A 14,688-nucleotide genomic window follows, 5' to 3' on the forward strand; every position below is an offset into this window, starting at 1 on the left:
AACATGGACCTCATCGGCTATTAGACTGCCATTTGCCTGCAATCATCGTTTGGTGGGCAATGGGAGAGGCAAGATAATAACAAAGTGCAGCGGAATCATCCAGATGCCAGCGTACAATATCCGCTTTCAAGCCGGATTTTAGGCAGCCAAGTTGCTCACAAAGTCCCAATGCTTTGGCAGCATGAACGGTCACACCTTGCAGCACTTCTTCAACCGTTAAATGGAATAATTGACATGCCATATTCATCATTAATCGCAGTGAAGCAGTTGGCGAGGTGCCTGGATTAGCGTCCGAAGCGATCGCCATGGGAATTTGTCGCTGGCGAAATTGGGCAATCGGTGGCTTATGCGTTTCCTGTAAGGTATAAAAAGCCCCCGGCAGCAACACGGCCACTGTGCCATGTTGTTGCATCGCTATCAATCCTTGTTCTGACACATGTTCCACATGATCGCACGATAATGCGTTATAACTGGCAGCAAGTTCAACAGCCCCCATATCCGATAATTGCCCTGCATGGCACTTTATTGCCAATTGGTGGGTTCGAGCATACTCAAAGAGTTGCTGGGATTGCTCACAATCAAAGGCAATGTTTTCACAAAACACATCCACTGCATCGCATAAGTTTTCATCGACTAAAACAGGTAACACTTGCTGACATAAATAATCAACATACGCCTGTGCTTGCCCGCGATACTCGGGAGGCACTGCATGGGCACCTAAAAACGTTTTAACGATACGTATGCCACACTGCTTGGCCAACAAATCAGCCACTTCCAGCATTTTACGTTCATCCTGCAAAGACAAACCATAGCCCGATTTGATTTCAACAGTTGTCACACCTTCATCGATGAGTGCTTGTAATCGAGGCAAGCTTTCTGCAAATAACTGCTCTTTTGAAGCCTCGCGAGTGGCGTTTACTGTGGATAAAATGCCACCGCCGCGTTTGGCAATCTCAGCGTACGACAAACCTTGTTGACGCAAACGAAACTCATGACTGCGAAGGCCAGCATGAACTAAATGCGTGTGGCAGTCGATTAATCCAGGGGTCAAGAGATGGCCAGAACAATCCTCTGGAAGATACTGATCGCTTTGATAGTCGTCGGGGCACTCATTATCCGCCCCTACCCAAGCAATTGTATCGGCTTTAATAACAACGGTCTGATTTGATTTCTGACTGCCATCTGGCAACAAAACATTGGCATGATAAAGTCGATATCCACTCACTCGTTATTCCTCAAACGTTGGTACATGATGGGGCGGCTGTAACCATTGACGATGATGGCTCGTGTCATAGATATCCCACTCTTGACTGCAAAACGTGTGTTTGTCCACATCCAATAACAACCATGATAGAAAAAGCGCAACCGTGTCACAGGTTATCAATTGATTGTTGCGCTTAAGTTTTTGGAAAAAATGCAATTTTTCAGAATCCATGCAATCGCTGTGGCGAATTTCTGCTTGCATGGGTGTGTCGATGATGCCTGGCATCACCGAGGCAAAACTTGGATCGTCACATTCGAGTTGCCAGCATTTTGTAATCATCGATAAAGCGGCTTTCGATGTGCAATAGGCCGCCCAACCTTTTACTGGGAAGTAAGCCGCACCTGAACCAATATGCAAAACTCGTCCGCCTTTCAATTGGGCTAATAATGATTGATTGAGGCATAAGGGTGCTTCAACGTTCGTTGCCATATTTTGGCGAAACGAATCTAAAGCAAGATCTTTGATTGGCGCAATAGGGTCGATAATACCCGCATTATGAATGAATCCAGTCAGCTGTTTAAACCGGCTTAAGTAGTCAACCAGTACCGCTCTGCCTTCTTCATGACTGATATCTGCCTGGATATAAGAAATCCGGTCATTTTCTGAGGCTGTTTGTTGCAGCGCTTCTATGCGACGACCGGTAATTATCACAAACTGACCACGTTTCGCTAACGCAATTGCTAACGCTTGGCCAATGCCAGAACCACCACCTGTGATGACAAACACGCCTTCACTCCATCAATACGATTGGCGGCGAGTATATCAATCTTCCACTATTAAAACCAGTTGAAAACGGATGGGGAAAATGTAACATAGCGGTAAATTTAGTCATTTATCTAGGAAAACTTGCAGAGAAAAAGCCTAATTTTGTTTAGATCTGCAGAGAACTTCTTATAAGTGGACATTATCCTTATTATCAGTCATAATAATTGTAATTTTTATTTATACCCTATTAATAAACCATGACATCAATCTATGTTATTCATGGCCCTAATCTAAATAAGCTCGGGGAGCGTGAACCCAATGTGTATGGTCATGAAAGCTTAAAAGCGATCAACGACCAATTAGTATCCATTGGTGAAAAAAACGGTGTCAAGGTTAACACATTTCAAAGCAATCATGAAGGGGAAGTGATTGATTTTATACATCAATTAACACCCAAAAAATGCGACATAATTTTGATTAATCCCGCCGCATTTACCCACACCAGCATTGCCATACGCGATGCATTATTAGCCATCAGCATTCCTTTCATCGAGGTTCACTTAAGCAATGTTTATCAACGTGAACCGTTTCGTCACAAATCCTATTTTTCTGACATAGCCGTTGGAATCATCGCAGGCTTTGGCTCAGAGAGTTATTTTTTGGCGCTGCAAGCAGCGATTAATCATTTGAAGAATTGAGAGATATGTAACCATGGATATTCGTAAAATTAATAAACTCATTGAAATATTAGTCAAATCGGGTATTTCTGAAATCGAGATTAAAGAAGGTGAAACCTCTGTCCGCTTAAGCCAACACGTAAATGCCCTTCCAACCCAAACGGTGATGCATACACCGGTTGTTGGAACACCGGCCCCTGTGTCTGCGCCCATGGAATCGCCCAATACCCAAGCTCAAGCGGCGAAAGCAGCGCACGAGTCAGGTCATGTCATTCGTTCACCGATGGTAGGCACTTTATACAGCTCGCCTTCCCCTGAAGCAAAACCCTTCGTGACCGTCGGTCAATCCATCAAAGTAGGTGATACGATTTGTATTATCGAAGCCATGAAAATGTTTAACGAGATTGAAGCGGATAAAAGCGGTATAGTTAAGCAAATTCTAGTCAGTAACGGTGAACCCGTAGAATTTAATCAACCGCTGTTGGTGGTGGAATAAGAGGTAGGCTATGTTTAATAAAGTTGTCATCGCCAATCGAGGTGAAATCGCTTTGCGTATCCTAAGGGCCTGCAAAGAACTTGGGATTAAAACCGTTGCGGTCCATTCTGAAGTCGATAAAGATTTATTGCATGTCCGTTTAGCCGATGAATCCGTTTGTATCGGCCCTGCTCCTGCAAGTAAAAGTTATTTAAATATCCCAGCCATCATTTCAGCCGCTGAAATTACCGATGCCGTGGCTATCCACCCAGGTTATGGCTTTTTATCCGAAAATGCCGATTTTGCTGAAATTGTTGAGCAAAGTGGCTTTCATTTTATTGGTCCAAAAGCAGAAACGATTCGCATCATGGGCGATAAAGTCGCCGCCATTAAAGCGATGAAAGAAGCAGGTGTTCCTTGCGTGCCAGGATCCGGTGGCCCCCTGGGCAACGACGATAAGACAAATTTAAGGCTAGCGCATGAAATTGGCTACCCGGTCATCATTAAAGCAGCCGGAGGCGGCGGTGGTCGAGGCATGCGGGTTGTCCACTCGGAAGCGGCCTTATTAAACGCGATTTCACTCACTCAAAGTGAAGCCAAAGCGGCGTTTAATAATGCAACGGTATACATGGAAAAATTTTTAGAAACGCCAAGGCACATTGAATTTCAAGTGTTGGGCGATGGTAAAGGAAATGCCATTCATTTGGGAGAGCGCGATTGCTCTATGCAACGACGGCACCAAAAAGTCGTCGAAGAAGCAACAGCCCCTGGCATTGCCGATGATGTCCGCCAGCAAATAGGCGAAACCGTTGTCAATGCTTGCCGTCAATTAAAATATCGCGGGGCGGGGACCTTTGAATTTCTCTATGAAAATGGCCGTTTTTATTTTATCGAGATGAATACCCGGATACAGGTGGAGCATCCTGTCACTGAAATGGTAACCGGCATTGACCTAATTAAAGAGCAAATTAAAATCGCATGCGAAATGCCAATTTCCATCAAACAAGAAGATGTCCAATGGCGAGGCCATGCCTTTGAATGCCGAATCAATGCCGAAGATCCAAGGAAGTTTATCCCATCCCCTGGTCGCATTGACATATTGCATCAACCAGCAGGTCCTGGCATCCGTTTTGATTCGCATATCTATGCCAGCTATACCGTTCCCCCGCATTATGATTCCATGATTGGTAAATTAATCAGTTATGGGAATACGCGAGAAGAAGCCATTTTGCGAATGCGCAATGCGCTGGATGAAATCATTATTGAGGGCATTCAAACGAACATTGAATTGCATCGACATATCTTCCATGATAAGAACTTCATCGAGGGTGGCACTAACATTCACTATCTAGAAAAAATGTTAGCAGAAGAACCATTTTAACCATGTCTTATTATGAATTAACCATCACCGATATCGATACAGAACAAGTCGATGCCTTATCGGAACAACTCGAATCCTTAGGGGCTTTATCAATCACTTGTACCGATCAAGGCGATAACCCCATCTTTGAACCCAAACCTGGCACAACCCCGCTGTGGCCCGAATCGGTTGTCACCGCGTTATTTTCGACGCAGAATGAAGCCGAACTCGCACGAGAGATCCTACAACAAAACCTCTCTTATGGTGATATGGCCATTGTCAACGTGGCTGACCAAGCTTGGGAGCGGGTATGTATGGATGATTTTCATCCCATGCAATTTGGCAAAAAATTATGGATTTGTCCCTCGTGGACAACCCCACCCGATGAGAATGCCATTAATATTCAGCTCGATCCAGGATTAGCATTTGGCACAGGGACCCATTCAACGACTGCTTTATGTTTAACCTGGTTAGATAGCCACCCCCCTGCTGGCAAAATTGTCCTTGATTTTGGCTGCGGGTCCGGCATATTAGCTATCGCTGCTTTGAAGTTAGGCGCAGAAAAAGTCTTTGCAGTTGATATTGACCCCCAAGCCCATGAGGCAACTGAAAACAATGCAATGCAAAATGATTGTGATCACCCAAACCAATTGATTATTGGGGAACAAACGATTATTCAGGAGCCTGTCGATGTTGTTCTTGCGAATGTGTTGCTAGATCCTTTATTAAAATATCGCGATCAATTTATGGCATGGAGCAAACCCAAAGCAACATTGGTATTATCTGGTCTTTTAGAAAATCAATGTGATACTATCATTAAACACTATCAATCTGATTGCCGTGTCGTTTATCAAAATACCGACAATGAGTGGGGATTAGTCGTCTTAGAAAAGCTGAGCTAAAAGACATCACTAAACTTCAAAATAACTTGCTTCATGTTCCCTTCTCCCCAGACATGGGGAGAAGGTGCCCAACGGGCGGATGAGGGGTTATTGAATCGAAGTCATTATTTTGATGTATTGCACATTGTGCTTGAAATGCTAACCAAATAACATCAAGGACTGAACCATGAAAAAAATAGCCCTTTTCATTTATCTGCTGGCCAGTAGTTTTCTGCTCCATGCCGGTGCCGTCGAGAAATATTTTCAATATCATCAGCAACAACAAGCGCTACCACTTTTAAAAAGCACATCGGTGAAAACAGGGTATTTTGATCAATACATCGACCCAAAAAGGCCAAAGCTTGGAACCTTCAAACAACGCTACTATCTGGATGAGGTTTATGCCAAAGATGCCAATGCACCCGTGTTTTTTTATGTTTGCGGGGAAGCAGCCTGTTCCCAATCATCCCTATCCGGTGCTATTCGCTCCTATGCTAGGCGTTATCAGGCTCGATTAATTGCACTTGAACATCGCTTTTATGGTAAAAGCCAGCCTTTCAATGACTTATCAACGAATCACCTTCGCTACTTAACCATTGAAAATGCCTTAGCCGATCTGGCATCGTTTCAAAAAGCCATGACCCAAAAACATGGCTGGTCAGGAAAATGGGTGAGTTTTGGGGGCTCATATCCTGGTTCGTTATCTGCTTATTATCGACTCCATTATCCCGATTTAGTGGTCGGTGCGATTGCATCCTCCGCACCCGTGCGAGCACAAGAATCCTTCCCCGAATACGATAAACATGTTACCAAAGTAGCCGGACCTGAATGTGCTAAGGCGATGCGTAAAGTTGTTAAAATAATCGATAAAGCACAGACCAATAAACAAAAGTTTGCTGAAATAAAGGCAATGTTTTCGGCAAGCGATGTTGTCGATGATATCGATTTTATCTATTTAGTAGCAGATATCGGTGCAGGTGCCATTCAATATGGAATGCATGATGAATTTTGCCATATGCTAACCTCTGGTGAAGACGAATTAACCGGTTATGCCCAATTCGCTAACATTTTATATAGCCGTTTTGGTGAAAATGCGGTTGATATGACTGCACAAGCCGCTGAATCGGAGTCACTTGATAACAGCGCGGAAGGCATTGGCATGCGCCAATGGTTTTATCAGTCTTGCCTTGAATATGGTTATTGGCAGGTTGCCCACCCCGATCCGTCCCAATCAACCCGCTCAAAGCAAATTGACTTAGATTATCACCATCAAATCTGCTTTCGATTGTTTAATATGACGACTCCTGCTAAGGTTGATTTAACCAATGAGACCTTTTTTACTCCATTATTAAGCGAAGAGACCACACACCTTGTTTTCACCAATGGCAGTAATGACCCCTGGTCAATGTTGTCCATTACCCCTGACAGCGAATGGGCGACAAATCCCAGTTTAATCTACGAACTGATCGAAGGATCCGCTCATTGCGATGACTTACATGCCCCAAGAAAAGCCGATAGCATCGCCCTTAAACTTGCCAGAGAGCGAACCAAAGCAGCGTTGGATCATTGGCTATATTAAACATGCAAAATGAATTGAAAAATTTGTCTTGAATTAATTAAGTTGGTGCGTCTATCCCCCCTTTATATCACAAAGAAGTGGCTATATTACGCACCAACAAGTTATTACGTTTTAAGCACTTTTCTTTAATGTGATAATTAGGTTTGTCCCCTTCATTTTTGTTGTCATCGATTTTTCATCATAGCCATTTGGTATTTGAAATGATTGAGTATGACTGCTATGTGAATAACTGACACGCTTGCTATTATCTTCTTCGCGAGTGATTTTTTGTGTCACGTTGGAGCTTATTATCAACTGACCATTTTTTACTGATACATCGATTTTATTGTCGGATTCTTTGGGCAGTTTTATTTTGTATACCAATTCATCTTTTCCTTCTTTTATTTGTATATTGTTAGAATTGGTGGAATTTAAATCGGGAAATCCTGTTGCAAGGCTATGTTGCATTTTCGAAAATTGGTGGTTCATTAATCGTTGCATAGCTTGATGCATCTTGTCGAATTCCTTAAAGATGTCGTTGTGCGATTGAAAGAATGGATCATTATCAAAAGGGTCGATAATTGTTTTGTTTTTTTGTTTGATATTTGCTTGATCTGGAACTTTTGTATCTAATGTTGCAGCACTTGTATAGGGAACAATACAAACCCCTAGTAGGGTACTTAAAAATATTGCAATTATCTTGTTCATTGTCATCTCCTACAAGTAGAGGCGACTATTTCGCCTCTATAATCACATGCCCCGACAATATTACATTTATCAAGGGCGCCAATAATTAACTATCTTAAGGATACAAAGCATTCCAAATGGCAAGCATTTCTTTAGGGTTTTGGTAAGCTTTAGACAGGCTGGTATTGCAATTTGAACAATAGATTGTGTAATAATTTGATGGAAATCCTGATTTTACTTTTTTTACATTCACATTTTTTCTACATGAAGGACAAGGATTAGCAATCATAATATCTCCTTTACTAACTCAATAATTACCAAAGTTTGTTCTACAAATAGATGAGCCGTTTTAATAAGAGGCTCAAACTTTTATTTAAGATCAATCATCAAAATTTCAAGACCTTTTATAAAAATTTTCGTTGTATCGGATAAAAAAGGAACTGAGCTAATACCCTTTATTCCGCATTACAAACCAGAATTTATCAACGAAATCATAGTAATAACCCATGAACGTCGCCCTCCGCATAAAGCGGAGGGTCCAGGAACTGAGGTGTTTTTAATGGTAATGTCTATGGATCCTCTGCATAAAGCGGAGGAAGACGGGAATAAGTCTTGAGCAAGATTGAATGGGGGTTATATTTTGTCAGGTTGAATTAAACAGGACTTCTAAATAACTTCCCTCAATTTCCCCTCTCCCCGGAAATGGGGAGAGGGTGCCCGAAGGGCGGGAGAGGGGTTTTTGTAACAAAGGTATATCCTGATGTGTGGCACCAAGTGCCTGAAATGCTTACGAAAAACCGCAAGTTCGAGGCCGTGGTTACAATTTATCCTTTAACCCCGTAGCAATGGGATTAATGCCGATATTGGGGTTATAACCCAGATCATCTAAGATTTTGAGAAGATTATTTCCTTTTTTGGTTAACCGCTTAATGCAATAGTGTTCTAGATAACTCGTCAACACATAACGAAAATCGCGGTGATGCAAAATGGGTAGAATTTTTTCGGCACGTTTCAAATCATTGGCATTTTCCGCATCACATGCTTGATATAAGACACCCGCAAGCATGGCCACAAGACTTGCTTTTCTTGCCTCATTAACATAGGAAAAACGGTAGATGGTCGCTTCAATGGCGCGGTCTTTATCCCAATCCATCCAAAATTCATACAAGGATAATGCCTGTTGATAATCCACATATTCATTGGCCAACATGGATTGCATAACATAGGCAACGGGGATAATCCCTTGAATATTTGCCCAAGAACAGTTACCACTGATTTGAACACTCAATGGAATTTTTTCAATGGGTACTAACCCTAAAATATCGTTTATTTGACGGTGAAAAAAATGGCGTGGCTGCTTTTGCATCAGAAACGTTTCAATAAATTTGCCGGTCACTGCTTCCGGATGGTTCATGCGATAGATATTCACCGAACCTTCTTTTTTTGCATTTTCACCGCGGTCAATTTTCGCCCAATAAGGTCCAAGGCGAACAAACGCCATCGCATGCCCTCGGCTGGCTGCAGGCAATATCAACAATTCTTGATGACTGATTTGAGTGAGTATTTTGCGATGTTGCTCGTTGAGTTCCACCACATATTGTAAATTTAATAATTGCTGAGCCACCTCAAACGCACCGATCATTCTTTGAAAATAGGAAAAATGGGATTTTAAATGCTTGGTTGCATAACTTTTAACAAATCGAATCAACGAGTCTTTGAGCAAATCCACGGTAAAACCCAGAATAAACCCCTCATAATCAACTTGAACAAATTCCCCTTTGGCATTGACGATATCCACATCACCGCGCAATTCAAACCGATGCCCCAACAATTTCGCTTGAACATAGTCCAAAGCAAAATCAAGATTTGCCCCCTGATGCAGCAGGTAGCGTTTTAAACTATCGCGATGACGCAAAATGGGGTAGACAAGGATGGGCATGCCACCTTGAGTATAACTATTCACATTGGCATGGTACTTCACCAATAGTTCAATCATTTCCTTATCTTCATTATCTACCGCCCAAAATAGAGCCGTGCGCCCAGTCACATCCGTTTTTTCAATTTCGACATTGCGGCGCAAAAGTTTTTCAGCCACATCCGGCCTACGCGCAATAGCACATTCAATCAGGGGGGTAAAACCATATTCATCAATATCATCCAGCGACTCCCCTTCATTGAGGTAAGCCTCAAAATCGGGCATACGGCCGTTGATGATATCTTGGGCCAGCGTCATGGATTAGCCTCCTGGGCGTGGGGTAGGTGCAGAAGATGGTTGGTATTGAGGTGTATCAGTTAGCTCGTTTTTCAACTGCAATTGTTTTTGATGTTGCAACCGTTTGGCATTGTCGTATTCGCGCCTTGCATCTGAATTTAAGGGAGGTTCCGGATTATCGTTGATGGGAACGCCATCGTATGTTTGGCGATTAAGCAAAGGATGTTGGGGGATATCATTGAGCAGCTCACCTTCCGGCGTCATTTTGTCCTCTTCACGACGCTCTTTGACGTTCACTTTACCATAATGACCTTCGCCAGCCTGCTCCTGTGCCCTTCGATCCCATTCAACGCGCACACTATCCTCAGCCAACATCGAGGCTGATTGAGGTTCTGCGCTTATGTAAGAAGGTAATTTAGGCGGGTCAACACGGCCACCACGACCGCTTCGACTGCTACGACCACCCGTGTCATCACTCTCATCCAAGTCACGGGTGTTGCGCAAGCGCTGTAATCCTTTCCCCACCTTTTTAATTGTCTTTGCCATACTAATAATTATAACTTATAAATATTTATTGAGCAAAATTTCAGCAATTTGAACGGCATTGGTAGCCGCCCCTTTACGAATATTATCGGCGACTACCCATAAATTCAAGCCATAGGGATCATCTAAATCTTGACGAATACGGCCAACAAATACATCATCTTGCCCTACCGCATCGGAAATAGCGGTGGGGTAGCGGACTTTTTTAAAATCATCCTTTACTGTCACGCCGGGTGCTTTGACCAGTAATTCTCGCGCTTCTTGTGGTGTGAGCGGTTGTTCAAAAGTCACATGAATGGCTTCTGAGTGGCCATAAAGAACCGGAACTCGCACTGTGGTTGGATTGACTTGAATGCTATCATCGTTAAAAATTTTCTTGGTTTCCCACACCATTTTCATTTCTTCTTTGGTATAACCATTGTCTTGAAACTCGTCAATATGCGGTAATGCATTGAAAGCGATTTGTTGGGCATACACTGAAGGCTTTACCGGCCGGCCATTTAACAATTCGCCGCACTGATGCACCAATTCTTTGATACCCTTATTCCCTGAACCAGAGACCGACTGGTAGGTACTCACATGAATGTGACGTATTTTTGCCTTGTCATGCAGGGGCTTTAATGCAACCACCATTTGAATAGTCGAACAGTTTGGATTGGCAATAATATAGCGGGTGGTGAATAATTCGATCGCTTCGGGATTGACTTCGGGAACCACGAGCGGGATTTCAGGATCGTTGCGAAAAAAAGAGGTGTTATCAATAACCACACAGCCATAGGAAGCCGCGATTGGTGCATATTTTTCAGAAACAGAAGAACCTGCTGAAAACAAAGCGATCTCAACGTTGGAAAAATCAAACTCCTCGATATCCTGCACCTCAATCGATTCATTTTTGAAATCAAGGAGTTGCCCTGCAGAGCGTGCACTAGCCACCGCATAGAGCTTATTAATAGGAAAATTGCGCTCAGCTAAGACTGTCAACATGGCTTCGCCTACTGCCCCAGTAGCACCAATGACTGCTATATTGGCTGTTCTTGTCATGATTAAAACCCCTCAAATTTTATTTATTTGTCCACGATAACGTAACCAGCAATCCATAATAACAATGGCCATCATCGCTTCAGCAATGGGTACTGCGCGAATGCCCACACAAGGATCATGGCGTCCTTTAGTGACCACTTCGACTGCTTCCCCTCTTGTATTAATCGATCGCCCCGGCGTCACAATGCTGGATGTTGGCTTTAATGCCATACTCACCACGAGCGGTTGCCCCGTGGTTATCCCGCCAAGCGTGCCGCCACAATGATTGGTTAAAAACCCCTCTTTTGGCGTCATCTCATCCCGATGTTGGCTACCCCGTTGGGTAACACAATCAAAGCCATCGCCTATTTCAACTGCTTTAACGGCATTAATCGACATCATCGCTTGCGCCAACAAACTATCCATTTTATCAAAAACAGGCTCACCTAAACCCACCGGCACGCCATGGGCTTCCACGTTCACCCGCGCCCCGATGGAATCACCTTGGCGGCGTAGTTCATCGATACACTGCTCTAATTCTTGGACCTGAGTATCGTTGGGACAAAAGAAAGCATTATTATTAATATGGTCAACCTGATCGAATTTCAAGCTTATATTGCCCATTTGCTTTAAATAGCCAAAAATCTCAACCCCATGCTCTTTTAAATAAAGCCTGGCAATCGCCCCTGCCGCCACACGCGCCGCTGTTTCACGGGCTGAAGAGCGTCCACCGCCGCGATAATCGCGGATCCCGTATTTATGATGATAGGTAAAATCAGCATGCCCCGGTCGAAAAATATCCTTAATCGCCTCATAGTCCCGAGAGCGCTGGTCTTCATTTTCAATCAATAACATGATGGGTGTGCCGGTGGTTTTCCCTTCAAACACACCACTTAATATTTTGACTTCATCCGACTCTCGTCGCTGGGTGGTATATTTTGATTGGCCCGGTTTACGTTTATCGAGAAACGGTTGAATGAGCGCTTCGGATAAGGTTAAGCCAGGCGGGCACCCATCGACAATACAACCAATTGCTGGCCCATGGCTTTCGCCAAAGGAGGTGATTGAAAAAGCGTTTCCAAAGCGGTTGCCACTCATAGTGTCACCTAAAAATATTGGTTTAATTGTTCCGCAGTCAAGAGAAAAATGCCTTGGCCGCCTCGTTCAAATTCAAGCCAGGTAAAGGGAAGATGGGGATATTTTTCAATTAGAATCGGTTCCGAATTTCCCACTTCGACCACTAAAATACCTTTTTCAGTCAGATAATGCTTGGCTTGTTGTAAGATTTGCTCAACAATGGCTAACCCTTTTTCGTTAGCGCGCAATGCCATATCCGGTTCATGCCGGTATTCAATCGGCAACGTCTCCATTTCCTCGTCACTGACATAAGGCGGATTGGAAACAATCAAATTAAATCGCTCTGAGGGAATTTCAGACCATACATCCGACTGGAAGAAATTCACTTGGCTTTCTAAATGATGCTCTTTTCGATTACGAATAGCAACGTGTAATGCTTCTTCTGAAATATCAACCCCTGTGACACACGCATCGGGAAATGCATAGGCTAAAGCAATGGCAATACACCCTGAGCCGGTACATAAATCCAAGATATTATCCACCTCGAATGGATCCACCCATGGGGCAAAATGTTGTTCAATTAACTCCGCAATGGGCGAACGCGGTATCAATACATGCTCATCAACATAAAAAGGCAACCCACAAAACCATGCTTTATTAATTAAATAGGCAACGGGGATACGATCATCAATACGTTTTGACAGTTGGGCGCATAAGTGCTGCTTTTCCGCAGCAGTTAGCCTCGCATCTAACAAACTGGCATCGGTGGTTAGGGGCAAGTTTAGTGAAGCCAACACTAACCATAACAAATCATCTTCAGGATTGTCCGTGCCATGGCCATAATACAGGTTTGCTTCGTAGGCTTTAGAAAGCGCGTAGCGATAAAAATCTTTAATCGTGTGAAAGTCTGAGCAGTCTTGGGATTGAATTAGTTTCATAATAAAGAAAAAATTAAGGCAGTGTTGATATTTTAGCGTAATTTTGGGGAGATGTCGTTATTGTTGAGTTTTTGGGTATATACAGAACTAATGCAATGCTCAACTTTCATGGAACAATACGGGCCCGGGCCCGTGGGCGAGCCCGAGCCCGGTTTTTAAACAATTCCAAGGCGCCCAAATTCTAAGGGAGGATTTCCTAATATTTTACTACCCATCATACCAACAGTATGCGCTAGTACTTTTCTTCATATATTAATCAAAACACTTTTATGATGTTGACTAAAATGGCGAAAAAAGCAGATTAGATGGTGCTCGGACGGGCACGGGCTCGCTCACGGGCCCGGGCCCGGGCCCGTATTGTTCCTAGAGAAGTTGAGCAACACGTTAAGAACTAAACATTATCGATAGAATAGTTAAAATGTCATCCGATGATTTGCTATCTAATTTTCCCAGTTTTTTTACAATCCTTGAACGGTCTATTGAGCGCAATTGATCGAGTGCAACCTGACCCTCCTTGCCCTGAAAAGACGTTTTTACCCTTGTGGGAAAAGGTTCTCGAATAGTGCTTGTCAATGGTGCCACGATAACCGTTTTAAGCTGACTTAAATTCATTGAGTCTGGCGATATTATCACGGCTGGTCTTGTTTTTTTTATTTCAGAGCCGACGGTTGGATCTAAATTTACCAAGCATACATCAAATCGTTTTATTTTTACCATGTCCAATCTTCTTCATCGAATTGATTAGGCAAATCAATTTCTTCACCTTCGCCTGAGACATTGGCAATCGCATTAAACTGCTCAAGCCATCCTTCCTGCTTATTTTTAGAAGGTGTTAACAGAATGGCGCCGTTTTCATTAATGGTAATTTCCATTTCTTCACCTAACTCTAAATGCGCTTCCTTTAATAGGGCTGAAGGAATCCGAACCCCAACAGAGTTCCCCCATTTTTTTAGTGATACCGTTGACATAGGATATCCACCGAAAGTATATACATAGTATAATTATACATCGTATAACTATCGGACGCAAACTAATCAAGTTATACCCGTCATTGCAAAGGGCCATACAAAATCAAAAGCAGCCAACAATCCCTATTATCCCCGTCGTTGCGAGGAGCCGCAGCGCAGCGAAGGGGACGAAGCAATCCACACTCCCTGTCGTTGCGAGGAGCCGTAGCGCAGCGAAGGGGACGAAGCAATCCACACTCCCCGTCGTTGCGAGGAGCCGCAGCGCAGCGGAGGGGACGAAGCAATCCACACTCCCCGTCGTTGCGAGGAGCCGCAGCGCAGCG

At 43.5% G+C, this 14,688-nt stretch carries 16 protein-coding genes; 5 read left to right on the top strand and 11 right to left on the bottom strand.

The annotated features are described in order from the left end of the window. Window positions 1-10 precede the first annotated feature (10 nt). Complete coding sequence (hutI, locus tag AB3348_RS04770) at window positions 11-1,225, bottom strand: imidazolonepropionase (protein ID WP_367606424.1); 1,215 nt, start codon at window positions 1,223-1,225, stop codon at window positions 11-13. Window positions 1,226-1,228: 3 nt separating this feature from the next. Beyond that, entirely contained in the window at window positions 1,229-1,990 is a 762-nt protein-coding gene (locus AB3348_RS04775) for an SDR family NAD(P)-dependent oxidoreductase (protein ID WP_367606425.1), read from the bottom strand. 236 nt (window positions 1,991-2,226) lie between these two features. Between AB3348_RS04775 and aroQ the strand changes: the two genes are divergently transcribed. The 5 genes from aroQ (at window position 2,227) to AB3348_RS04800 (ending at window position 6,941) form a co-directional block, all read left to right on the top strand. Beyond that, a complete protein-coding gene (aroQ, locus tag AB3348_RS04780) occupies window positions 2,227-2,667 on the top strand; it encodes a type II 3-dehydroquinate dehydratase (RefSeq protein ID WP_367606426.1) in 441 nt (146 codons plus the stop codon). Window positions 2,668-2,680: 13 nt separating this feature from the next. After that, window positions 2,681-3,142: an acetyl-CoA carboxylase biotin carboxyl carrier protein gene (accB, locus tag AB3348_RS04785; RefSeq protein ID WP_367606427.1), complete on the top strand. Its 462-nt coding sequence runs from the start codon at window positions 2,681-2,683 to the stop codon at window positions 3,140-3,142. Between the two features lie 10 nt (window positions 3,143-3,152). Then, window positions 3,153-4,502, top strand: a complete 1,350-nt coding sequence (gene accC, locus AB3348_RS04790) for an acetyl-CoA carboxylase biotin carboxylase subunit (protein WP_367606428.1) — start codon at window positions 3,153-3,155, stop codon at window positions 4,500-4,502. A 2-nt stretch (window positions 4,503-4,504) separates the two neighbouring features. Further along, window positions 4,505-5,383, top strand: a complete 879-nt coding sequence (prmA, locus tag AB3348_RS04795) for a 50S ribosomal protein L11 methyltransferase (RefSeq protein WP_367606429.1) — start codon at window positions 4,505-4,507, stop codon at window positions 5,381-5,383. A gap of 166 nt (window positions 5,384-5,549) precedes the next feature. Continuing rightward, window positions 5,550-6,941: a S28 family serine protease gene (locus AB3348_RS04800; RefSeq protein WP_367606430.1), complete on the top strand. Its 1,392-nt coding sequence runs from the start codon at window positions 5,550-5,552 to the stop codon at window positions 6,939-6,941. Window positions 6,942-7,052: 111 nt separating this feature from the next. Here the strand turns inward: AB3348_RS04800 and AB3348_RS04805 are convergent, their stop codons facing one another. The 9 genes from AB3348_RS04805 to AB3348_RS04845 all read right to left on the bottom strand — a co-directional run bounded on the left by AB3348_RS04805 (window position 7,053) and on the right by AB3348_RS04845 (window position 14,365). Then, window positions 7,053-7,628, bottom strand: a complete 576-nt coding sequence (locus tag AB3348_RS04805) for an Hsp20/alpha crystallin family protein (RefSeq protein WP_367606431.1) — start codon at window positions 7,626-7,628, stop codon at window positions 7,053-7,055. Window positions 7,629-7,722: 94 nt separating this feature from the next. Beyond that, window positions 7,723-7,896 carry a hypothetical protein gene (locus AB3348_RS04810; protein ID WP_367606432.1) on the bottom strand — a complete coding sequence of 58 codons (174 nt, stop codon included), beginning with the start codon at window positions 7,894-7,896 and terminating at the stop codon, window positions 7,723-7,725. 528 nt (window positions 7,897-8,424) lie between these two features. Next, entirely contained in the window at window positions 8,425-9,840 is a 1,416-nt protein-coding gene (gene ankH / locus AB3348_RS04815) for a Dot/Icm T4SS effector AnkH/LegA3 (RefSeq protein WP_367606433.1), read from the bottom strand. 3 nt (window positions 9,841-9,843) lie between these two features. Continuing rightward, entirely contained in the window at window positions 9,844-10,365 is a 522-nt protein-coding gene (locus AB3348_RS04820; RefSeq protein WP_367606434.1) for a hypothetical protein, read from the bottom strand. A gap of 15 nt (window positions 10,366-10,380) precedes the next feature. After that, window positions 10,381-11,403 carry an aspartate-semialdehyde dehydrogenase gene (locus AB3348_RS04825; protein ID WP_367606435.1) on the bottom strand — a complete coding sequence of 341 codons (1,023 nt, stop codon included), beginning with the start codon at window positions 11,401-11,403 and terminating at the stop codon, window positions 10,381-10,383. A 12-nt stretch (window positions 11,404-11,415) separates the two neighbouring features. Beyond that, the gene (gene aroC / locus AB3348_RS04830) at window positions 11,416-12,480 is read right to left on the bottom strand and encodes a chorismate synthase (protein WP_367606436.1); all 1,065 of its coding nucleotides are present in this window, start codon (window positions 12,478-12,480) and stop codon (window positions 11,416-11,418) included. 8 nt (window positions 12,481-12,488) lie between these two features. Continuing rightward, complete coding sequence (gene prmB, locus AB3348_RS04835; protein WP_367606437.1) at window positions 12,489-13,397, bottom strand: 50S ribosomal protein L3 N(5)-glutamine methyltransferase; 909 nt, start codon at window positions 13,395-13,397, stop codon at window positions 12,489-12,491. A 384-nt stretch (window positions 13,398-13,781) separates the two neighbouring features. Further along, the gene (locus AB3348_RS04840; protein ID WP_367606438.1) at window positions 13,782-14,114 is read right to left on the bottom strand and encodes a type II toxin-antitoxin system PemK/MazF family toxin; all 333 of its coding nucleotides are present in this window, start codon (window positions 14,112-14,114) and stop codon (window positions 13,782-13,784) included. After that, entirely contained in the window at window positions 14,108-14,365 is a 258-nt protein-coding gene (locus AB3348_RS04845; protein ID WP_367606439.1) for an AbrB/MazE/SpoVT family DNA-binding domain-containing protein, read from the bottom strand. Before AB3348_RS04845 ends, AB3348_RS04840 begins: the two co-directional genes overlap by 7 nt. Window positions 14,366-14,688 lie beyond the last annotated feature (323 nt).

The organism is Legionella sp. W05-934-2, from assembly GCF_964199965.1.
Lineage (GTDB): Bacteria > Pseudomonadota > Gammaproteobacteria > Legionellales > Legionellaceae > JAFIFT01.